The organism is Leptospiraceae bacterium, assembly GCA_024233835.1.
GTDB lineage: Bacteria > Spirochaetota > Leptospiria > Leptospirales > Leptospiraceae > JACKPC01.
Window position 1 is genome coordinate 229,468 of sequence record JACKPC010000005.1, and the last position, 22,518, is coordinate 251,985.

The 22,518-nt window shown below is 38.5% G+C and carries 24 protein-coding genes; 11 read left to right on the forward strand and 13 right to left on the reverse strand.

Annotated features, from left to right (window positions below):
• Nucleotides 1-22 precede the first annotated feature (22 nt).
• The 6 genes from H7A25_21250 to H7A25_21275 all read right to left on the reverse strand — a co-directional run bounded on the left by H7A25_21250 (nt 23) and on the right by H7A25_21275 (nt 4,921).
• Nucleotides 23-688: a hypothetical protein gene (locus H7A25_21250; protein ID MCP5502438.1), complete on the reverse strand. Its 666-nt coding sequence runs from the start codon at nt 686-688 to the stop codon at nt 23-25.
• Complete coding sequence (locus tag H7A25_21255; GenBank protein ID MCP5502439.1) at nt 685-3,195, reverse strand: TonB-dependent receptor plug domain-containing protein; 2,511 nt, start codon at nt 3,193-3,195, stop codon at nt 685-687. Before H7A25_21255 ends, H7A25_21250 begins: the two co-directional genes overlap by 4 nt.
• 9 nt (nt 3,196-3,204) lie before the next feature.
• Nucleotides 3,205-3,549, reverse strand: coding sequence for a hypothetical protein (locus tag H7A25_21260; protein ID MCP5502440.1), 345 nt, complete (start codon nt 3,547-3,549; stop codon nt 3,205-3,207).
• Complete coding sequence (locus H7A25_21265; GenBank protein ID MCP5502441.1) at nt 3,550-3,972, reverse strand: hypothetical protein; 423 nt, start codon at nt 3,970-3,972, stop codon at nt 3,550-3,552.
• Nucleotides 3,973-4,057: 85 nt separating this feature from the next.
• Entirely contained in the window at nt 4,058-4,432 is a 375-nt protein-coding gene (locus H7A25_21270; protein MCP5502442.1) for a hypothetical protein, read from the reverse strand.
• Complete coding sequence (locus tag H7A25_21275; GenBank protein ID MCP5502443.1) at nt 4,433-4,921, reverse strand: hypothetical protein; 489 nt, start codon at nt 4,919-4,921, stop codon at nt 4,433-4,435. It abuts the gene before it with no gap.
• Nucleotides 4,922-5,192: 271 nt separating this feature from the next.
• Between H7A25_21275 and H7A25_21280 the strand changes: the two genes are divergently transcribed.
• The 7 genes from H7A25_21280 (at nt 5,193) to H7A25_21310 (ending at nt 10,866) form a co-directional block, all read left to right on the forward strand.
• Nucleotides 5,193-5,996 carry a hypothetical protein gene (locus H7A25_21280; GenBank protein ID MCP5502444.1) on the forward strand — a complete coding sequence of 268 codons (804 nt, stop codon included), beginning with the start codon at nt 5,193-5,195 and terminating at the stop codon, nt 5,994-5,996.
• Nucleotides 5,971-6,546, forward strand: a complete 576-nt coding sequence (locus H7A25_21285; GenBank protein ID MCP5502445.1) for a hypothetical protein — start codon at nt 5,971-5,973, stop codon at nt 6,544-6,546. The genes H7A25_21280 and H7A25_21285 overlap by 26 nt, the downstream gene beginning before the upstream one ends.
• A gap of 35 nt (nt 6,547-6,581) precedes the next feature.
• On the forward strand, nt 6,582-6,767 hold the full coding sequence (locus H7A25_21290) for a hypothetical protein (protein ID MCP5502446.1): 186 nt from the start codon (nt 6,582-6,584) through the stop codon (nt 6,765-6,767).
• 107 nt (nt 6,768-6,874) lie between these two features.
• Nucleotides 6,875-7,417, forward strand: coding sequence for a hypothetical protein (locus H7A25_21295; GenBank protein ID MCP5502447.1), 543 nt, complete (start codon nt 6,875-6,877; stop codon nt 7,415-7,417).
• 36 nt (nt 7,418-7,453) lie between these two features.
• On the forward strand, nt 7,454-8,605 hold the full coding sequence (locus tag H7A25_21300) for a FecR domain-containing protein (protein MCP5502448.1): 1,152 nt from the start codon (nt 7,454-7,456) through the stop codon (nt 8,603-8,605).
• A gap of 132 nt (nt 8,606-8,737) precedes the next feature.
• Nucleotides 8,738-9,640, forward strand: a complete 903-nt coding sequence (locus H7A25_21305; GenBank protein ID MCP5502449.1) for a hypothetical protein — start codon at nt 8,738-8,740, stop codon at nt 9,638-9,640.
• Between the two features lie 50 nt (nt 9,641-9,690).
• Nucleotides 9,691-10,866, forward strand: a complete 1,176-nt coding sequence (locus tag H7A25_21310; GenBank protein MCP5502450.1) for a hypothetical protein — start codon at nt 9,691-9,693, stop codon at nt 10,864-10,866.
• 52 nt (nt 10,867-10,918) lie between these two features.
• On the opposite strand, the gene H7A25_21315 is transcribed toward H7A25_21310, so the two are convergent.
• Complete coding sequence (locus H7A25_21315) at nt 10,919-11,605, reverse strand: hypothetical protein (GenBank protein ID MCP5502451.1); 687 nt, start codon at nt 11,603-11,605, stop codon at nt 10,919-10,921.
• Between the two features lie 74 nt (nt 11,606-11,679).
• On the opposite strand from H7A25_21315, the gene H7A25_21320 reads away from it, so the two are divergent.
• The 3 genes from H7A25_21320 to aroC all read left to right on the forward strand — a co-directional run bounded on the left by H7A25_21320 (nt 11,680) and on the right by aroC (nt 15,987).
• Nucleotides 11,680-13,416, forward strand: a complete 1,737-nt coding sequence (locus tag H7A25_21320) for an AAA family ATPase (protein MCP5502452.1) — start codon at nt 11,680-11,682, stop codon at nt 13,414-13,416.
• Between the two features lie 28 nt (nt 13,417-13,444).
• Nucleotides 13,445-14,776 (forward strand): hypothetical protein, encoded by a 1,332-nt coding sequence (locus H7A25_21325; GenBank protein ID MCP5502453.1) that lies wholly within the window; start codon nt 13,445-13,447, stop codon nt 14,774-14,776.
• A gap of 95 nt (nt 14,777-14,871) precedes the next feature.
• Nucleotides 14,872-15,987, forward strand: coding sequence for a chorismate synthase (gene aroC / locus H7A25_21330; protein MCP5502454.1), 1,116 nt, complete (start codon nt 14,872-14,874; stop codon nt 15,985-15,987).
• A 32-nt stretch (nt 15,988-16,019) separates the two neighbouring features.
• Here the strand turns inward: aroC and H7A25_21335 are convergent, their stop codons facing one another.
• Genes H7A25_21335 through H7A25_21360 form a run of 6 tightly spaced genes read right to left on the reverse strand, consistent with a single transcriptional unit; the run spans nt 16,020 to nt 21,586 of the window.
• Entirely contained in the window at nt 16,020-16,319 is a 300-nt protein-coding gene (locus tag H7A25_21335) for a hypothetical protein (protein MCP5502455.1), read from the reverse strand.
• Nucleotides 16,316-17,668 (reverse strand): oxygen-independent coproporphyrinogen III oxidase, encoded by a 1,353-nt coding sequence (gene hemN, locus H7A25_21340; GenBank protein ID MCP5502456.1) that lies wholly within the window; start codon nt 17,666-17,668, stop codon nt 16,316-16,318. The genes H7A25_21335 and hemN overlap by 4 nt, the downstream gene beginning before the upstream one ends.
• Nucleotides 17,665-18,690 (reverse strand): uroporphyrinogen decarboxylase, encoded by a 1,026-nt coding sequence (locus tag H7A25_21345; protein MCP5502457.1) that lies wholly within the window; start codon nt 18,688-18,690, stop codon nt 17,665-17,667. Before H7A25_21345 ends, hemN begins: the two co-directional genes overlap by 4 nt.
• Before the next feature lie 2 nt (nt 18,691-18,692).
• Nucleotides 18,693-19,391, reverse strand: a complete 699-nt coding sequence (locus tag H7A25_21350; protein ID MCP5502458.1) for a response regulator transcription factor — start codon at nt 19,389-19,391, stop codon at nt 18,693-18,695.
• On the reverse strand, nt 19,388-20,311 hold the full coding sequence (locus H7A25_21355; protein MCP5502459.1) for a HAMP domain-containing histidine kinase: 924 nt from the start codon (nt 20,309-20,311) through the stop codon (nt 19,388-19,390). The genes H7A25_21350 and H7A25_21355 overlap by 4 nt, the downstream gene beginning before the upstream one ends.
• A gap of 3 nt (nt 20,312-20,314) precedes the next feature.
• Nucleotides 20,315-21,586 (reverse strand): glutamate-1-semialdehyde 2,1-aminomutase, encoded by a 1,272-nt coding sequence (locus H7A25_21360; GenBank protein ID MCP5502460.1) that lies wholly within the window; start codon nt 21,584-21,586, stop codon nt 20,315-20,317.
• A 111-nt stretch (nt 21,587-21,697) separates the two neighbouring features.
• On the opposite strand from H7A25_21360, the gene H7A25_21365 reads away from it, so the two are divergent.
• Entirely contained in the window at nt 21,698-22,489 is a 792-nt protein-coding gene (locus H7A25_21365) for an SDR family NAD(P)-dependent oxidoreductase (protein MCP5502461.1), read from the forward strand.
• Nucleotides 22,490-22,518: the final 29 nt, after the last annotated feature.

A 22,518-nucleotide genomic window follows, 5' to 3' on the forward strand; every position in this document is an offset into this window, starting at 1 on the left:
TTTTTTATCCTATTACCTGTATTTATTTCAGAAGCTGAAAATCAATCTCAATATTCGTAAGTTTAAAACAATCAAGAAGGCATTCTGTAGTCGGTCTTTCGGCTGAAAGAAGAAACTGAAAGAAGTCAGTAGAAGCACAGCTTGAAGACGAGAGTTGTTTGGCAAAATACTGTCCCTGGCATTTCATCGTGCAGGCCTTCGCTTCTTCTGAAAACTTTTCAAAACTTTTTGCAGCCAGAACTGAGGAACAGAGAGCTTCTGTATCGCTGGCTCCCGCAACCTTATAGCAGTAGGCGGCCAACTGACTCGGGAACTTGGAAACAAATCGGTTGTATAAATCCAGATTTGCTTGCTGTATACGCAATTGCTCCTGTAAGCTTTCTTTTTTTACAGGATCTGTTTCAGAAGCAATTTGAGAATTTAGACTTACTATTTCTGTATTTAAAAGACTCGGATAAGTAGGGTTACAATGCCTCTTAAATGCCTCTGCCTGCGATTGGGTTAAAACAAGACAACTTGCAGCCGAGTCCATAGAAGAAACACAATCGGCCTGAGGATTCGGAGTCGGTGTTGTGAACGCATCCAAAAGAACTCTCTGTTCAAAAAGATCTTTATAATCCGTTTCGTTCTTATGCGAGCAAGATAATAAAGCAAAAAGCAAGAAAAACAGGATACCAAATTTCTTCAAAACCGCACCTCCATACCGAGGTTATAGAATGGCATGATAATACCACCACTTTTCAGAACAAAAAAGTCTCCTTGAGGACCGGGGTTGGTTCGGGAGTAAGGCATTGTATTACTATACGACTCAGAGAGAGTATTTTCTCTCATATAGACGTTAATAATTTCCAAATATACGTTCATATAGCCCCACTCGTAATTCAAGAAGCGGTCGATTCGTATATCAAGTCGATGATAGGGAGGCTGCCGTCTGGAATTTTTATAATCGTTATTCCAGGGGTTGTCGGAATATTTGGCTGACCAGATAGTTTGATTATTTGCCGCGTTTGTATACTGCCCCCCATCATCCCCGATAATTGGTGTATAGGGATAGGCGGTTCTATATTGCCAGCGACCGCCCACCTGGAATTCCTTATTAATTCTCCAGCCGTATACAAGACTTACGAGATGCGTAATGTCAAATTCGTAAATTAACTCCTGTGTGTTGGGAAAGAGAGAACGAAATCTCTGTTCTCTTCCGGTTAACACCAGTTCTTTATAAGGGTCATAGTCCTTATCGTATCGATTCGGATTTCGAAAAGTTTGTGACCAGGTATAAGACAGCCAGCCGTACCAGTCTCTCGAATTGGGTTTATTTGATTTTTTAATAAACACTTCAAAACCATGCGCCCAGCCCGAACCGCTATTGGAATAGCCCAGAGACTTATTGCTTACATAAGGAGAACTTAAAGGAATGTTACGTATAAAAGTTTCTAATTGATAATAGTTAGCCTGTGCATTTCGCCCGAAAGGTTCGGAAATATAAGCATCTGAGGTAACAAGATTACTGAACTCATTCTTGAATAGTTCAAATTTAGCGAGCCAATTTTCGCTGATATATTGCTCTAAACCTCCACTATATTTAAAGGCTTTTTCAAACTTGATATCGGGGTTTCCTGATTTACTCGAAACAGCTGCATCAAAAAAAGGAAAGCGGTAATAATCACCGGCACCGGCAAAGATTTTGGTTCCTTTTAATAGCCCATCTATTTTATATGATATAACTCCTCTCGGACCCACAACCCCCCGTTTGGAAAAACCGATATAATCATAACGGGCTCCGGGTTCGAAGGATAATTTGCCAAAAGTAAAGTGAAGGTTTGTATGGGCAGAATAATACATGATCTTCGTACTTTCAGATATATCACTGGTAGTAAAGGCATCGTTATCGTAGATACTGTTAGTAGCCAGAGGATCTTTGGCTGCGGGTGTATAGCCTTCAATTCTATAGGATGCTTCTCTTACCTCGGTTCCAAAATCAATCTTGAACCAATCCGTAGCCGTCCAGCTTGCATCCTGTCTGAGTCCTATATAGGGAGCCCTGGCTCTCAGTAATAATTTAATGCTATTGAAGGTTACATTTGTATCGACGAAGGGATTGAAATAGATCAAGGTAAAGCGGTTGTTGAATTTGGTTCCGGGCGTCCAGATGTAACGAAGGCCAACTGTCTGAAAACCCCTTCCGGCCGATACATTAATCCCGGCAACCGCAGCCAGTTGATCCTGTGTCGGGTCATTCTGCGTCTTGGAGGGAGCGTTTAATACAAAGCTGTCCTGGGCTGTAATCGAGGTAAAACTTACTTTGTGTTCCGGATTAAATGCATACGAAAACTTGGCATTTGTACTGGTATAGCGGGGAAGTCGTATCCCCTCCGGGACAAGACCCGACTGACCGATAGTCCTATCGAGATAGCCGATCTTTCCTCCAACAGCCAGATAACCCTTGCCTTCCCAGAGCGGCGTTTGATACATTCCCTGGCTTAATAAAATCGAACTGGAAAACTGACCGGAAGGCTTTTTTACTTCTTCTGTAGACTCAATTTCAATGACTCCACCGAGAGCATTAGCATAGTTTGCCGGATAGGCTCCGGTATATAAGTCTATGGTCTTGATTAAATCGTTATGAATTACCGAATTGATTGTGTCAAAATGGTAAGCGTAGAATATAGGCAAATCATCATATAAGTAGGTATTGGCATCCGGGTCGGCTCCTCGAATTACAAGATTTCCGAAACTAAACGGGGGAGAAAATACACCGGGCAGGGTTTGCAGGGCATTTAAAGCTTCTCCCAGGGTGCCGGGCATTCGTTTAATTTCATCATACCGAACTTTATAACGAGAAAGAACTGTCTTCTCTTTTTGACCGGTAACTTCTAAAGCACCTTTGGGCTTATTGACCTTGTCCACATAGAGTGTGATTACCTGACCATCCACGGTAACGGCTTTTTTAAGTTCTAACATCCCGGTTGCGCGCAAAACCCGGAAAGTATAGGTGCCGGTAGAGGGAATTTCTGCATCGAAATAACCATCTTCATCGGTTTTATAACCTTTCTTGGTTTCAAATACGACCACAACCACACCCGGAACTCCCTGTTGCTTAACACGGCTGTAAACTTTAGCTCTGAAAGCAACAGCAAAAACTTCGGAGGTAAAAAATATAAAGATAAATGCAAATATTAGTTTGTATAGGTTCATAAGCAGTTCCTAAAATTTAAACCTCTGTTTGGTTAGCTCATTAAAGTTCAAATACCAGGGAATTTCCGGTATCGGGTTATCAAGGTATATTCCGATACAAATAATTGGATATGCATCAAAGGGGCAACTCATTCTTGTTATGGCAATACTACAAAGATCCACATTCCTCTTATCCTGATCTTCAAAAACATAGAGGGGAGGAGTCGGAACCTCTTGCTTACATTGCTTGGCTTTGTAATCGGCAGCCGCATTTATCTGACTCTGGGCGTTAAAAGCCGGAATGGTACTGGGGGCCGGTCTGCATGAGAATAGTAGAATAAACATGAATATGAAAAATAGAATAATATATTTCATCTACTTTGTGCCTCCTACTGTAATACCACCGCCCCCTGATTTCTTTTTCTTGCCGCCTACGGTAAGACCTCCGCTATTCGTTTTCGGAAGGTTTCCGATTTTAACCTTGCTTCCTTTTTTCTCTTTGTCTTCGAAAAGAGGTCTATCGACCGAAGAAAAATTTACAACATCGCCTTCAACCTTCAGGACGGATACAGTTCCTATCGGATAATAATAATGTGTTTCATGCCAGATGCCTACGTTTACTAGAGATTGACCTCCATCAATTTTTTGTACGGCCTGGCTCATCGCATATTCAATATTTAATGGATTGGTTAAAGGGAATAAACCGAAAAGAAAAAAGGTTGATGTTTCCCCTTCTTCTCTACCGAGTATCTTATAACCTTCCCCCCGAACGATAGTCGCTGCCGGAACAAAGGCCATCTGGCGAACATGACCTCCTTTATCCAGAGTAAAGGGGTTTCCCGTGCAGGATAGAATGCTTAAAAGACTTAAGGGGAATATAAATTTAGCGATTGCTTTTCTTATCATTAGTAATCGGACTTTCTCCTCCGGTAAACTTTACTGCCTCCGCATTCAGGCCAAAGCGATTATAGGTAAAAAATAATAAAATAATCTTATCATTCCAGTAACGTATATTCACCAGGGCATCCGCTTCTTTTTCATTGATAGCTTCGTTCATGAGCTGATGAATTGGAGGTTTCTTTAAAGGAAAACCGAATATTCCGGCATCAATGGTTACCCAGCCCGCTTGTTTTTCTACAGGACCTATTACCTCATATTTCTTGGTTACAATAGGTATATTACTGGTGGCCATCCCGGCACTTGAAGATGCACAAGAATTTAAGAATATTAGAAAAAACAGTAAAACTATCCATCTCATTTAAGCCTGCCTTTTATGGGTGTTCATCCACTCATTTAAAAATTGTTCGTTATGCTTTTTTTCAAGTTGTATCCATTCTTTCATTTCTTCTAACTTTCGGGCAGAAAGTCTAGATTGATTTAGGATGGAAATTCCGTCTTCCGTAATTTCGCCTAACTTATGTAAATTGTTCATTTTAACTTCGAGAGATTTAATTAAAAAATCATCCGAGAAAATATAGTAGTCTTTTCTTTCTCCCGTAAGTCGGACAATTTCAGCGACTCCACTCAGTAAAAGCATACGAATATTACTCGAAACACTACTCTTACTTACCTGTAAGATAGCCGCAATTTCGGAGGCGGAAATGGGTTTATCGATTACGAGCATGAGTCCGGCAATTCGTCCTCCGATGCGGGGGATAGCAAGACTCTCGTAAAACAGTCCCATTTTATCAATGAATTGCATCAACTCGGGTTTGATGTTCTGGCTTTTTTTGATTTTTGGTTTCATTGTACGATTTGTTTACTTTGTTCAATAATTACCGAACTTACTATATAGACTGGTTTTTGTAAATAAAAAAATAGGAATTTATTTTTTGAGGGAAGATTTTATAGGATTACTCAATTACCAAATTTGTAAAGCACCAAGAAAACTTATAAAACGTGAACTATAGATTTTCTTTGTTTTAAATTTTTTTCCAAAGAAAATGCTTGCTATTTTTTATTCTACTGAATTTTTTCATACAGGAAGCCTATTTTTCAACAAATAGGAATATACATTAATGAATTCAATCAAAAATATCGAGAAAATTCCTGAGACAGTAAGAGCTTTAGTTGAGGCCGGGCTTAAGTCCGCTTTAAAAAAGGGAAGCCTCGGCACTGCAAAAATCAATTATATACAGATAGAAAATTCACTTTCCGGTGGTAAAACAGGAGCAGCCGTATTTGTTGCAAGGTACGGATTTGATGCTTCTATGCAATCTGATAAAGAAAAGTTTATTCAAGCTTCTTCTTTTATTCGCGTTCTAAAAATTGCTCCCAGGGAAATTTGTGAGTCCGAGAATGAAGGTTATGAAAAAACCCGTGAGACTTTACTGGATATTTTTAGCCAGGTAGAATATCATCATGAAGATGAATTTGAATACAGCGCTAAACAATACGGTATTCTTTTATATCAAGATGTTGGAACGGTTGCCGCTTCTGATTTGAAGGGTGTAGCTAAATACTTCACCAACAGAATTATGAATATGTCTGTAGAGGCGGAAGAGACCGAAACTTTTGCAAGGGAACTATCCCTTCTTCTTCAAAAGGAAGTATTTTTAAGTCTTAAAAAAGGACTATATGGAAATGTAAAACGGATAAATACAAACCTGAATGAGTGCTATGGAAACAAATTAAATTCATCCAGGGTAAAAGAAGGTTTTGCAGAGTTAAAAGCCTTAGATCCCACACTACCCGATTTTGACGAAATATTGGAATACTATAACATACAATCAAGCTACCACCAGGTGAATTTTATTCATGGAGACTTGAATCCGGAAAATGTTCTGGTATGGGAGAATGAACTTACTTTTTCGGGGAAGTAATTTATTACACTCCCTGGATTGGCTTAAAAACCGAAAACAGGATTTATCCGAACGAGAAATTACATTCATTAAAGCCAGCCAAAACCAGGAAAAGAAAACAAGGCGAATTTTATGGGCAGTTGGAATTTTAGTTTCTACGTTGATACTTGGATTTGGAATATTCGGAACGGTGAATTATCTCAATGCAAGTGCTATGGCTGAAACCATTGCAAAAAGTTTTTCTTTAAGTAAAGAGGAATTACTAAGCGCTTCAAATTTGGATAGGTGGAGTGAAGATCAGGGTGCCATGAATTGGAAAGATGCAAAGAAAAAATGTGCTTCCTTAGGAAAAGGCTGGCGTCTTCCCAAGAAAGGTGAATGGCAGGTAAATTACGGAGCCAATACAGAGACCTTATCCAAAGTCTGGTATGATATAGCAAGCGATCAGGGTGGAATGGTCTGGGCTTTAGAAGAGTATTCGGAAGCACTTGCCCAAACTTTCAGCTTGAGCGATGCTACGGCTGTGCAAAGCTCAAAGGATAATAATGGATATGTACGCTGTATTCATTAGTTCTAATAATACATAGAGTCCTATCGGAGGTTATTATGAGCATTCTGAATAAAGTAATCTTTTTATTGTGTATTCTCTATTCTATCGGTTGTGCGACCTTATTTAAAGGTTCGAAACAAAATATTGTAGTTACGGTTTCAGGAGCCGATGACGCTGATATATCTGTTTATGAACTTTCAGGCGATTCCGAAAAAAAATTGGCACAGGAAAATCCGGAATAAGTTATAATTTAAAAACCGGGAATGGTTACTTCCAAAAAGCAAGGTATAAGGTCGAAGCTGTTAAAGGCACAAAAAAAGTAGAGATGTATCTGGATACCAGGTTAAATATGGGATGGTATCTCGGTGGTAATGTAGTAATGGGAGGACCTCTCAGCGGACTTATTGGTTACTTGATTGTTGACCCCTATAGCGGTGCTATGTGGGAGCTTGATTTGGATAATCAAAAGCAGATAGATTTGTATCTGGAGAAAGAACCTGTTATTGTGAAAGCCCCGGAGCCGGAGAAGAACAAATGTGACTTTTTTAATCAAACCGTAACGCTCAAGAATAAAGAAGTATTGAAAAATGTTGTAATGGGAATCGTTCCCGGTTATGTCGTCGTATTTACCGGAGAGGGCAAAACCTGGGTCTACCCCAAATCCGAAGTTAAAAGTGCTGAAAATTATAGTTCATCAGAATCCAATAATACTCCCGAACCAACCAAAAAATCCTGTGATTTTTTCTCTCAAACTGTGTCTCTAAAAAAGGGAGATATTATACAGGATACGATAACAGCGGTAACATCGGAATTTGTAGTGGTCTTACAAAAAGAGGGTAAAGTAATAGTCTACCCTAAAAAAGAAATTAGGAATATTACAAATCATAAATAAATTAGACAGATAAAACTCTTATAAGAGGGAATGAAAATGAAGAAACTAACAATTATAGTTTTACTATTTTTTCTTATTATATGTAAGGAAAAGCCTACGGAAAAGAAGCCAGCACAGGCTCCGAAGAAAATCAAGCAACGAATAGAGATAAAGGCTGTAAGTCTTTTTCTTCTGGGAAAAGTAGAATCTGCGAATAATCTAATTAAGCGCGGTCAGATTGTACCTATGGATAAGGATCTTAAAACGGCAAAAAATTCCCTGATAGATGTTCAGGTTATGGGAAATAAATTAAACCCCGTGATACGGCTCCATGAAAAAACAATCTTCAGAATGAAAGCCACTGTAACAGAAACAGAAGTCTTATACAAGGGGCATTTAGAGAAAGGTACAGTCCTGGTAAACATGGAAAAGATGAACCAGAATAGTCACTTTGTAATCCAGACTCCCACATTAGCCGCCGACTTCAGGGGTACAAAGGTATTGGTTTCTGTTGAAGAGGATGGTAGTACAAAGGCAAAATTAACCGAAGGATCTCTGGCTATCAAAATGAATATTCCTGTCATTGATGCTATTTCAGAAACACTTCCGGAGGAAAAATTATCCAAACAACTAAACCGAGAACTCAAAGATGTAGAAGTTCTTTTAGAACCGGGACAGGAAGTGTATATCTCTAAAGCTGATACAGTAAAAGTGATTCAAGAAAAGAAATTGGAATCCTTTGTTAATAGTCCGGAGATAAATGCTGTCGTGAAAACTGAAGAAGATAATGAAGAAAAAATAACTGCTGTCATAGATAATTTCAAAAGCAAGAATCCGGAGTATATTACAAAAGAAGAAGACAGTAAGCCAAGCATCCGAGAGTCTATCAAAATATTAGGCATGAAGGGTAAGGACAGAGAAAAGTTAGTCAAGGAATTCGAAGAATTAAAAGGAATGCAGCGTGATAAAATTGTGACTATTGATGAGTCAACAGTTAAAAAGGAAGCTGATTCTTATTTAAAAGAACATCGAAAAGAAATGGTAGGTAGAATTGAAATATCTCTGGGAAAAAAATCGGAAGGACTTATATTACAAAATGGTAAGACGATTAATGGAGTTATTTTCCAATTACATGATAAATTAAAAATCATTACTCCCGAAGGGGAAATGGTAATACCTATGAGCGATGTGAAAAGCTTCAAGTTCTAAAAAATTGTCCGGTGGCGGAGAAAAACAATGAAAATAGTTCTATTGATTTTACTAATAATTTTAACACTCGGACAGTGTACGGATGCACTGGTATATACACAGACACAGAAAAAATCTGATTCTGACTCAAACATGCTGTTTTTCTTGTTATATGCTTTATCTTCAAACCAAACCAATACAGGTACCGGAACGGGCACAGGAACAGTAGAGACGGGTACAGCGGGGGATGTTACTACCCTCGCCGGTTCCGGTACTGCCGGCTCTGCGGATGGAACAGGAACCGCTGCCAGTTTTGACTTTCCGATGGGAATTGCTGTCGACACAAGCGGGAACATCTATGTGGCTGATTTCAACAACAACAAAATTCGCAAAATTAGCTCTTCGGGTGAAGTCACGACACTCGCCGGCTCCGGAACTGCTGGCTCTGCGGATGGAAATGGAACCGCTGCCAGTTTTAATACTCCGCAGGGAGTTACTGTTGATGCAAGCGGGAACATCTATGTGGCTGATTCTGGTAATTATAAAATCCGTAAAGTCACTTCTTCCGGTGTTGTCACCACTCTCGCTGGCTCAGGAAGTAGCGGTTCTGCGGATGGAAATGGAACCGCTGCCAGTTTTAATACTCCGCAGGGAGTTACTGTTGATGCAAGCGGGAACATCTATGTGGCTGATTCTGGTAATTATAAAATCCGTAAAGTCACTTCTTCCGGTGTTGTCACCACTCTCGCTGGCTCAGGAAGTAGCGGTTCTGCGGATGGAAGTGGAACCGCTGCCAGTTTTAGCTTTTCGCAGGGAATTACTGTCGATGCAAATGGAAACGTCTATGTGGCTGATTCTTACAATAACAAGATTCGAAAAATCACATCGGCTGGTGTTGTCACAACTCTTGCCGGCTCCGGAACTGTCGGTTCTGCAGATGGAAATGGAACCGCTGCCAGTTTTAGTTCACCATTTGGAATTGCAGTCGTTTCCTCCGGAGTTGTTTATGTTGCGGATAGAGATAATAACCGGATCCGCAAGATAGTGATACAATAAAATATTCATAGATTCTAATTTACTATTTATTCTATTTTAGCGAGACAGGTATGGAAGAAGAGAAAAATCAAAATAAACCCACAGAAAATTTCATACAAAAAGTTTCTACTTTCATACAGAAACTTTTTTCCATGGGTAAGAGGGAAAGAAACTTCAAAGAAAATTATATGGATGTTTATAAAAAGCAGTCTACGGAAAAAGTCGTTCGTGGAACTCAGCTTATGCTGCAATATGTTGCAAATAAAGGAATTAAACTTTCTCCTACAATTATTAACACCCTTACCTTCACAAAAGAAAAAATTGAACTGGGAAAGAAATTAACATCCAAAGAAGAAGCCAAATTCTGGCTCGCTTATACAGACTTATCCAATCTGATCCAACCGGTTACGGTTAAAAGCCTGAAATGTATCAGGGAAGAATTTGGAGTTCATACAGGGTTCTTTCATAAGAAACAAATTTCTTTTGCAGAAAGAGTGCAGGGAAAATACAGAAGAACCAGTACTTTCGTGTTGGTTTTAGCCCTCGCAACCCAGGTATTATGGCTGTGGCAAACTTATTTATTTAGTGAAACACAAACCACCAATAAAGAACTTAAGCAAGTCTATGAGAAAATAATTGTAGAGAATAAGAATGATCATGTTCTGCATGTGAAAGCTCTTGAGTTAGAAGGAAATTTAGCTGTTCAAAAGAAGAAACTAAAGAATTTAATCAAGCCTCTGTATTTCGTATATAATAAACTTCAACCGGGTCTTAACTTAACAAATAAGATAGAAAGGGAGTATAATCCTGAGAACTATCCTGAAATGAAAAAGTATGAAAAGCTGGTAGAAGAAGAATATCTCAGCAACATGGATAGCCTCGCATTTTCTATTCAGATCTTAACTTTGTATTTACTTCCCATCTTTTATGGTCTCTTAGGTTCCTGTACTTATATACTTCGTGTGATTGCAAGTGAAATCGATAAGCAAATTTACGTTCGAGAACATGACATACAATATGCTCTTAGAATTTTACTCGGAACCTTTGCCGGATTTGTTATTGGTTGGTTTATATCCAGCGATGCAGAAATGCAGGTTGGCTTTTCCCCTGCCAAACTTTCTCCTTTTGCCATTGCGTTTGTCGCCGGTTATAGTGTAGAACTGTTGTTTACCTTACTGGATAAAATTGTGTCTGTATATTCCGGCAGCAGTAAAGAGAGGAAAGAAACGGAAACAAAAGATGAATAAGGTAGGTTTGTTCCGAGCTTTTTAAGGGAGATGTAAAAACAGAAATTGACTTTCAGTTATGAATGATTTTTAAATAAGGATTTTCCTTTTTCAAGTCATTCATAACTGCTTCAGTAATTTTTGTTCCACTTACTTCGAGGTAGATGAGATTTTTTAGCTTCTTTACACCTGAGAAATCATTCACAGGTGTATTATGCAGATAAAGCTCATTAAGATTTTCAAATGAGCGGAAGGCATCTAAAGTATGAAATACAAGGTTTTGTGCATATACCCTTCTTAAATTTTTCAAGCAGGATATATCTTCTATGTTTTTCACCCCGGTCTCGCTTATATCGAGATACAATAATTCTTGCAGGCTACATATTCCATCAAGCGTTTGAATGTTCGTTTTTCTCAGGTATAAAAATTTTAATTTCTTGCTTTTTTTTATTCCCCTGATAGTAATCAGTCCGGAATTGGACAGGTTCAGATAATCGAGATTCTTAAGGAGCTCTAATCCATCGAGAGTCCTTAACTCCGGAGAAGAAATTTCGAGTGAAATAAGGTTAGGAAATTGAGATAACTCAGAGAAGGAAGGGAATTCTTCTCGAAAACCAAAAAATTTCTGTTTTCTTGAGAAAAGTCCAAGATATGTTTTTTTCATTGAATAGAGAGGAAGAAAATCATTAGGAATCGATTCTTCTGAAAATAGGGCGAGACTTGTAAGTAAAAAGAAAGTTAAAAAAAGCATCTCTTTCATGAAAACCATTTGTCAACTCAGGCTCAAGCAGAATTATGAAATCTACTTATAAAACCGGAAGGGTAAGGATCTGAATGCTAAAAAAATTAAACCATGCTTCTGCAACTGTGAATATCAAAGATACAGCTCAAAAATTCAAGACAACTTCTAAATCCAGGTCTGAATATTTTACCTTTCAAAAAGATGCTCTCGCGCAGTTGAAGAGGATTCTGGCAAATCCGGGCCATTTCCCTCATTTTGCAGTTTGCGGAGCAAAATATCTGGATATAAAGGAAGAGTTAGGGGGGCTCATTCGCTCTGAATTTTTAGAAGAAAATACAGCCAGTAAGTTCTTTTATGACCCGTATCGAAATGAAATTTGCCCTTCTCAATATGCTTCTAAAGATATGTATCCTCTGTTCCTCCCCGATAGCCGGTATAGACCCGTTTTATACGAGCCAATTCCCAACCTCTTAAACCTTCTCGGAATACCGGGGATCAATTCTTATAAAAGGGGCCTTTTGCTATCCGCTACAGGAGGATATCTTATCCTGCCCCTAAACCAGCTTTTTTCCGATTATAGAACCTATGAAGCGTTAAGAACCTGTATTTATAGAGGATTGATTGATTTTTCCGGTCTTGAAAATATTGATTTTCCGCTGGAAAAAACACAGGCACTTCCGGCCTTTCCTCTTAATTTAAGACTGATTCTGGTAGGGAGTGAATACTACTATGAATATTTTTATCAGAGAGACCATTTCTTCCGAGAAATTTTCCCTATCCGGGTAGATTTAAAAAATGAAGTAGAAAATACTCCGCAAAATCGCCGCTGGTTCTATGAGTTTTTAGATAGCCTGCAATTGGAGAACTATCCAAAGATTAATTTTTCCGGAAAAAAAACATTACTTAAAGAAGCCTTTCGTCTAAATGAAAGTCAGAAGTTTTTCAGTTTGAACCGAGAGAGAATTCGAGAACTTTATACAGAAGCGGTTATTTTACACCCTAAAAAAGCTATTGGTGAAACGGAAATAGAAAAAGCAAAAGAGCTAATTCTTCAACGTTATTCGTCCAATAAAAACAGGTATTATGAAGCTCTTCAGGCTGGTTTATATCGACTTGAAATGAAAGGGAAGAGGCTGGGTCGAATCAATGGCCTTTCTATCGTAACCGGAATCCACTCCAATTATGAATACGGACAGGTTAGCATTATTTCTGCGAGGGTTTTTACAGGTTCCGGAAACCTTACTAATATTGAAAGGGAAGTGAATCTTTCCGGAGATATACATGATAAAGGGGTTTTGATTATTTCATCTTATCTAAAAGCGCTATTCGGTGGGCATTTGAATATAAGTCTCGATGCCTCTGTGACCTTTGAGCAAAATAGTTCTATAATAGATGGAGATTCCGCGAGTATTGCCCAATTTCTGGCAGTCCTTTCGGCTCTATCTGAGTGTAAAATACCGGCAAATCTGGCTGTTACCGGGGCCATGTCTCAATATGGTGATGCTCTTCCTATTGGAGAAGTGAATAAAAAAATAGAAGCATTTTATGAAATTTCTTCCTTAATCGGCACTCCCAAAGAGATTTATAGAGTTTTTATTCCAGAATCGAATGTTAAAGATCTGATTTTATCCGATACTGTATTGGAGGCCATTAAAAAAGGTTTTTTTGAGGTCCTGTCTTATGCTCATATTGAAGATTTAATACAGGAGATTTTGGGTCTACCCCTCGGAAAAGCTGATAAAGAGGGAAGTTTTCCGGAAGGAAGTCTAATGCATGTTATCCAGCAGAAATTAGAAAAAAAGAAAGAGCTTGAAAAAGCAAGTGTGTAATTGAGCCTTTGATTTTCAGGAGATTTTCGTGTCTTCAAGTTTTTTAACTCCAAGCTATTCCATCCTTATTTCGATTCTGGCAGGCCTGGGGTTTATCGCGATTCTGGCTATAGCTCCTGTTTCGGAGAGTAAAAGGCCTTCTTCCTTATTTAGAACCAAACCACAGGACAAAGTTAAAGAAAAAAGAGAATCATTCTCTCCCGAATTAGAATTGGAAAAAAAAGATACAGAATCGAAAAACTTTTTAAACCTTGTGCCCATTCCCTCCCATTCTCCTATACAATACCTCGAAACAGATAAAGTCTATTTTGGTTTCACACCCCAGTTGTCGGAAAAAAGTCTATCGGATTCTCTTTTCACCTCCTATATTCCCGACCAGAATGGTATGTTTTTCATTTATCAGAAGAGGGGTTTTGAAGCAAAAGCAATCCTTAGCTCAAATACTAAAAAAGATATTATTTATACAGAGAAATGGAAAGCTTTACAAAATCCGGCTTATAGAGCAATGAATCAAACTCCGCATACACCGGTTGATAAAAATCTGAATGCCCTTGAGTTTTCCTATGAAATTCGCCCGGGGATTTCAGCAGTATTACGCTCATCTTACATGGATACGGAGAATAAAGGCGAAAACCCAAGACTTATGATGGCAGGAGTAAATCTAGGGAAGAACAAATTTATTTCTACTCAGTTTTATGCCGGGGATGCAAATGGAGGAATATCTTATCTTTATTCCGGAATTTTAGCTTATGATTCTATGTTGTACGGACAAACAAACTCCAATCCTACTGATTCGAAGAAACGTCTTTTTGAATGGCAAACCAGTATTCATGCGGGCAAACACCTGGGGCTTCAAACCAGCGTTTACAATGTAAAGGAGCCTGATAAGGGAATCTCTAAAAATGAAGAAGGTGCAAGAGTTTCTATGTTTATAGGCCTGGATTATTTTACTCTGAATCTAAAGTATAACTATATGTCTAATGACCTCTTACAAAGTATTCACTCAGGAAATCAATATACTGGAGGCTCCGATTTTGCTGCTCTTGGGTTTACTTTTTTTATGGGAAAATACAAACAGTATTCGCTTTATCTGGGAAATAATTATCATAATCTGGTAACCGGTACTCTTTCCCAGGCAGATCCCAGACAATGGCAGGATGGTGTAAGTCCGGTCACAAATTCATTTACGGCTGTATTTAAAGGTAGGGCAACGGAAATAGATAATGCTACTATCTTTTTGTATTTTAGAAATCAATCCTACAAAAATCTTTTATATTCTAATCTGGGCAATATTCGACTTCCGGGTATACAGGAAAATAATGAATATTCTACCTCTCTGGGTCTTGAAATGTTTTTTTAGAGCCTTATTCAGAGATACATTTTATTACTCTTGTTTCACCACGATAAGATACAAAAAGTATTGTCATAAAATACCCTGCCTGTAAACTTTCTTGTATGCCATCAACATGGGGAAAAATTTTTTCAATCAGTACATTTGGTGAATCTCACGGTCAATCTGTGGGAGTCGTGGTGGATGGAGTTCCGGCAGGTATTCCCATTTCCGAAGAAGAAATCCAGGGGGACTTAAACAGAAGAAGGCCCGGACAGAGTCGCTTAACAACTCCGAGGGATGAGAAAGACCGTATCCGCATTGTTTCCGGTGTCTTTGAAGGGAAAACAATCGGTAGCCCGATAGCAATGCTTGTAGATAACCAGAACCAAATATCTAAAGATTACGATAATCTAAAACACATTTTTCGTCCTTCTCATGCAGACTATACATATCATTCTAAATATGGTTATCGCTCTCATGTCGGAGGCGGTAGAGCTTCTGTAAGGGAAACCATCGGTCGGGTAGCTGCGGCAGCTCTGGCCAGGACCATTCTTAAAAATGAATTAGGAATTTCTACAGTAGCCTGGGTCGATTCTATTGCAGATGTTCATGCTAATATTATAGATACGCCACCTAAGAGCATAGAAGATGTGGATATAAATGACGTGAGATGTCCTGATAAAAATGTGGCCTTAAAAATGGAAGAGCTTATTCAAAAAGCGGGTAGGGAAGGGGACTCTGTAGGAGGCACGATTCGTGCTGCTATTTACAATGTTCCTCCGGGGCTTGGAGATCCTGTTTATGATAAATTAGAGGCTGACTTTGCTAAAGCAATTCTTTCAATTCCCGCCTGCAAGGGTTTTGAAGTGGGTTCCGGTTTTGAAGGAACCAGGCAAAAAGGCAGTGAGCATAACGATGAATTTTATACAGATGAGAATGGTAAAATACGAACCAGAACCAATCGTTCAGGAGGAATTCAGGGAGGCATTTCTAATGGAGAAACTATTTTAATACGTGCTGCTTTTAAACCCACTTCCACCATCTTTAAGGAACAGAAAACGGTAAATGATAAAAACGAAGAAACCTTATTACAGGCTAAAGGTCGACACGACCCCTGTGTTTTACCCAGAGCAGTTCCAATAGTAGAAGCTGTATTAAATTTGGTTTTAATCGATGCTTATTTTTATCAGAGGGCCTTAAACCCTGCCTGGTATGAAAAACATCGAAGAAACAGGTAAGCAAACCTGAAAGCAATTTGTTATTCAGAGGTTCAAAAATGAACCTCGTCTATCACTATATAATATTTTTGAAAGTAAGTTTGTAAACAGCCTTTTAGCTGAACTTCATTAAGCACCTTAATCTCATTACATTCTTTTGATTGTTTTTTTATTCCGGGAATGACAATTTCTTCCTCATAATTATTAGCGATTGCAAATAGCTCAGATGCTTTACCTGGGATTACATGATAGGAAACAGAAATTCCTTCTACCTGAATCTTTCTTGAGTTTGTTTTTTCGGACTCACAAAAAGAAAAGAGAAAAATGCAGAGTATGTAAAGAAATCGTTTCATATCGCCTGTGAAAAAACCCGGGTTTCAGGAGACTTACGTCTGAGACGCATATCTAAAGCCATACAAACATTTCTGAGAAAAGGCCTTCCTCTTTCTTCAACTTTTAAGTGATTTTTTGTCCAACTGATGAGTCCATCTTTTTCCATTTCAGGTAAATAATTTTGAACTTCAGATAAATACTTCTGTGGAATTGAGACACTCAAAGTGGTAGATAATTCTAAAATAAGACTTCTGAGTTCCAGATCTTCTTCATCCAAAATGTGGCCTCTTAAGGAAGGAAATTGCCCTTCAGAAAGTTTTTTTTGGTATTTTTTTAATATCTTTTCATTTTGATGAAAACAAGTCCAGCTATCAGCAATAGCTGATACACCCAATGCAAATAAGAGATCCGTTTTATTATCTGTATAACCCATAAAATTCCGATGCAGGCTGGATGTTTGTAAGGCCCGGTATAACTTATCTTCCTTCAAAGAAAAGTGGTCCATACCAATTTCCATATATTGGTTTTTTGAAAACAATTCCAGACCTATTTCGTATAACTTTCTTTTTTCGGGGCCGCGAGGAAGATCCTCTTCAGTAAAGAGTCTGTGAGCTGCTTTTATCCAGGGGACATGTGCATAGCTATAAAAAGCTATTCTGTCCGGCAGAAGTTCGAGAGTTTTCTCAATAGTGTATCTCATCGTCGCTTCGTTTTGTCTCGGAAGTCCGTAAATCAAATCAAAGTTTACGGAGTTATAACCCAGGGCTCTTGATTCTTCAGTTACAAACTTTGTTTTCTCAAAAGGTTGAAATCGATTGATTAGCTTTTGTACTTCTTCATCAAAGTCCTGCACACCCAGACTGATTCGTCTAAAGCCAAGTTTATATAGGGTTTCTAACTGGGTTTTTCGGGTTCTTCTCGGATCAACTTCTATGGAGAAAACATAATCTTCATCTATGTTCAATTTTGAGGTGAGCCCTTCAATTAAACGCTTCATATTGTCTTCAGACAGATATGTAGGAGAGCCTCCACCAAGATGCAGTTCTTTTACTTTTCTTGTTTTTAATTCGGGAGCCCTTTCTATATACATATTAAATTCTTGTAAAAGACTATCTATATAAGGATCTTCTACTGAATGGTTTTTTGTAATAGAAGTATTGCAACCACAAAATGTACACAGACTTTCACAAAAGGGAATATGAATATAAATGGCTATTGAGGCATTATCAGGTTGTAAAGATTTCTGAATATTATCTATCCATTCTCCTGTACTCGGGTTTTTCTCCCAGTAGGGGACCGTTGGATAACTGGTATAACGGGGAGCTGGCACATCATACTTGGCTATCAACTTTTGCATTTCAGAACTCATGCTAATTCCTCACGAACTGTATTTACAAAAAGTTTTACATTCTCTTCCGGAGTATTGGGTAAGACTCCATGCCCAAGGCCGCAAACCCAACCTTTTCTATCAGAAGGAGTAAGTTCTTTTATCGGAGAAAGGTATTCCTTTAAACTTTTTAAGAAATCATTCTTTTCTCGGAAAAGTAAGACCTGATCAAAGTTACCCTGGGTAAAACCGGAACGATTCCAGGATAAAATATCAGGTATATAATTCCTATGATCGACTCCGAGGCCGGCAAGACCTTTTACTCGAAGAACTTTCTTTAAACAATGCTCAGAAGCATCCTTTGCATAATAAGCAACTTTTCCGGGAAAGGTATTACCTAATTTTTGTAGAAATGGAATCACAATTTGTTCAAACTCGAACGGACTTAATGCACCGGCAGCTGTATCAAACACCATCACTACTTCGGCTTGATTTTCCAACTGCATAGCGATATTCTTTATGAGCAATGATTCGATTATTTGCAAGAATTTATCTCTTAATGAAATAGGTATTTTAGGATTTATTAAATTTCCTGAGTGCTTTCCTTCTATTGCATAGCAATATAGAGTCCAGGCTCCTCCGATGAATCCAATTAAGGATTTGTCAGGAGGTAGCAGTTCACGTGTATATTGCAAAGCTTTTGCTTGAAATTGCAAGAAAGATATGGCTTCTTCTTCTGAAGAAAGATTCATTATTGTATCTTCACTTAAATACCAATTTAGCTCCGGCCCCTTACTGTCTGAATATTTCAAGCCCATACCCAGACCTTCAAGAGGGAACAATATATCTGAAAAAAGAATCGCAAGATCAAAGTCAAAATCTTGAATAGGTCCGAGAGCAACCTCGGCAGCCAATTCAGGTTTTTTGCAAAGTTCCATAAAGCTATATTTTTTTCTCAAACTTTGGTAATGCTTGTGATACCTTCCTGCCTGTCTCATCATCCAGATAGGTGGTATATTTTGTGCTTCTCGATTTAAGGCACGGCTATATCTTTCATTTCTAATCATTAATGTATCTCTCCTATCCATCGGTATCCAACACCCCGAACAGACTGAATTGCTTCCTGTCCATTTTCTCCAAATATTTGGCGAAGACGAACAATGGCATTATCGATGGTTCGGTTGGTTGGAAAACTATCTTCTCCCCAAAGCTTATCTAAAATTTCATCCCTACTGACAACCCTATGCTTCTGGGAAATTAAAAGGGCAAGTAGGTTCATGTCCCTTACGGCTAATCTCTGTAAAGGCTTATCTTTTTCCTGAATTGTATAAGATTTAAAATCTATAGTAAAATTCTTATATTCAATAGAGCGCTGAAAAGCTAAAGCTTCATACACATGCCTGTGGGCGTCTAAAACATGTTTTACTCTTAACAAAAGTTCTTTTAAGTGAAAGGGTTTCGGTATAAATTCCTCAGCTCCCAATTCAAAACCCCTTAGTCGATCCTGAGCGCCTGCAACTGCGGTTAAAAAAAGAAATGGAGGAGGGTTTGGCTTCTGTCCCAATTCTTTAGCCAGCTCAAACCCTGAACCATCCGGAAGACCTACATCTAATATAAGAAGATCAGGAAATCCCATTTGTAATTCTTTTCTGGCATTTTCTAAAGATTCAACCCAGCTAATATCATAACCTTCTTTTTTTAGTCTATCTTTAAGTGTAGCACCTAAAGACCTGTCATCCTCTACCAATAAAAGTTTGGGGCTCAAGATACTCTCTCCGCATGAGAAGGTAAATGCAATATGGTAACAAATCCTGATGACTCAGCATTGAAGAACGTGGCTTCTCCGCCCATTTTTTTCATAAGTGTCTTGACCAGATACAAACCGATACCACTACCGCTGGAGCTTCCATGTCGCATAAAAGGTTTTCCTAAATTTTTAATATTCCCTTTAAATCCAATTCCATTATCTTTAATTTCTATTTCGATTTTTCCATAATTCTTGTTTATGTTTATCCATATTTTACTTGCTTTTCCATGAAGAAGGGCGTTTTCTATCAAATTTTTTAATATGCTTTCTATAGCACGCTTATCTATATAAGCCGAAAAAAAAGAATCTGATATATGAAAGCTTAATTCCGGGTAATAATAAGAAAGGTGTTTCAATAAACTTTCTAAATTAGTATCTTCAAAAAAAAGAGTTTCTTCCCGGTTTAAACTGGCCAGATAGAGTGCCTTATCCATTTGCAGCTCCAGTCTTTGAGAATTTTCAAGCAGACGAGTTAAAAGTTCCTTATGTTCAGAATCGAACAAATCTTCCTGAAGACTTTCTACCTGTAAACGAATGCTGGCAAGAGGAGTTTTCATTTCATGGCTAACCGTACTAAAGAATTCCTTTAAAACCCTGGTGTTTTGCATATCCCTATAAGATAAATAGATTAAGGTAATTCCTCCGGTACCCAGAAGTAAGAGAAAAAAACCCCCTTCCGTTGTAATCATCAGACTGTAACGCTTCAACCTCTGCTGACTTTCCTTAGCAATGTTTCCTCCCAGAGCTTCCTGTAGCGCAAAGACCAATTTGGCCTGACGAAGACCGATTATCATCCACCAAAACCCTAAAGATAAGGTTAAGAGTAACCAGGCAGAGGCTGCAATAAGGCGGAAATAGTAAGTAAGGAAAGCTTTCATAAACTATAGATTCAGTGACTCCGCCAATTCTAAAGTTTTATCTAATACACTGTTATCATGAGCCAGAGACAGAAAACCAACCTCATAACCGGAAGGAGCGAGGTAAACGCCTTTTTTCAGCATTGAGTGAAAAAGGGTGGCAAACTTTTCTTTATGACCCTCAGGAATTTCAGAGATATTGCGAATAGGCATATCGGCATTCGCATAGAACCAGAAAAGAGAAGAAAAATTTGCCTTATCCCAAATTTTGTCTTTTTTATTTAAGATTGTAAGTAGACTATCTGTAAATTGTTTTGTTCTGGATTCAAGAATAGAATGTACATTTTCGCGTTTCAATTTTTTCAAACTCGCAAGACCGGCTCGCATACCTATAGGGTTGGCACTTAAGGTTCCTGCTTGATATACAGGCCCGGAAGGAGCTACCATATCCATTAATTCTTTTTTTCCGGCATAAGCTCCAACCGGAAAGCCTCCTCCAATAATCTTACCATAAGTAACCAGATCAGGTTTTTCTTTAAAAAATTCTGCCATACCCCTAAAATGCACCCGAAAACCGGAAATCACTTCATCAAAAATTACAAGAGTGCCATGCTTTCTTGCCAGTTCGAATACCTTATTTATAAACTCATCTCGTTGTATAAGGAGGCCGTAATTTGCGGGAAGGGGTTCAATAATAACGCAGGCAATTTCGTTTCCCTGCCTCTCAAATAGTTCCTGTAAGGCTTTTTCATCATTCAATGGAAGAACAAGTGTTTGGCTGGCAATCACAGAACCTATTCCGGCACTATCTGAACTGGCTTCTCCGGCAAGACCTGAACCGGATTTGACGAGTAGGGGATCGGAGTGTCCATGATAGCAGCCATCAAATTTCAGAACCTTATCCCTACCGGTGGCCGCTCTGGCTACGCGAAGTGCAGACATAACAGCTTCCGTCCCGGAGGAAACAAAGCGAATTTTCTCCACCCAGGGAATTTCAGATACGATATATTCAGCGAGCTCAAGAGAGTAAGGCTCACAGGCACCAAAACTCCAGGCCAGTTCTATGGTTTCCTTAACTACTTCTTCAATTTCCGGATCTCTATGTCCTAAAATTAAAGGCCCGAAGCTCATGCAGTAGTCGATATATTCCTTACCTTCGACATCATACAGATAGGGTCCCTTAGCACTTTTAAAAAAGATAGGGTTTCCACCCACACTTCTAAAGGAACGAACCGGGGAATGAACCCCCCCCGGAGCCACTAATTTAGATCTTTCAAATAAGCTTATAGAATTCATTATACCCCTTACAACCCTAGAAAAATAATAGGGCAGGATGGCAAGATAAAAACCTTGCAAGGAAAAAGAAGCCGGTTTACAATGTTGAAAAATATAGATTTCGGTAAAAATATGAACCAAAAATTTTGGGAAGGAAAAGTAATTGTTATAACCGGTAGCTCAAGTGGTATTGGTGCTGCTATAAGAGAGAAGCTTCAAACCGTAGACTGTAAAATATTTGCCATAGATTTAAAAGATACACAAATAAATTCCACCTCTACGGCAAAAGTTACCCAGATCCAATGTGATATTAGCAAAGAAATGGAGATAGATGCTGTTTATAAAGTGATAGCGGATTCTGTAGATAAGGTAGATGTTTTTTTTAATAATGCAGGGATTACAGCTCATGGACGTTTTGATGAGATGGATATGAGCGTTTTTAAAAAAACATTTGATATAAACTTTTTTGGTGGTGTTTACCTTACTCGAAAACTTATAGAAATGATAAAAAAAGCCAGGGGAGCTATTATTAGCACTTCAACCGTTTCCGGTCTTTATGGAATACCGGGGCGTTCTGTATATTCATCATCGAAGTCTGCCTTACATGCTGTGTTTGAATCCATACGTATTGAACTTTCTGAGTTCGGAGTTCGATCCATTATTTTTTGTCCCCCTTACACTAAAACAAATCTAAGGACTTCAGGACTGGATTCCAGTGGAAAAACTTTGAACGAGGCGCAGCATGGAGGCAGGTTAAAGACACCCGAAGAAGTCGCAGAAAGGATGATAAAAGCAGTAGAAGATCCAAACGCCAGACTGGTTACCATGGATAGATCCGGGATTTTTGTAAAATGGATGAGACTTTTTGCTCCGGCTTTGCTGGAGAAAATTCTATTTAAAAAGCTCTATAAAGACTTCCACTAAAAAGGATGACAAAATGAGGCTATCTACAA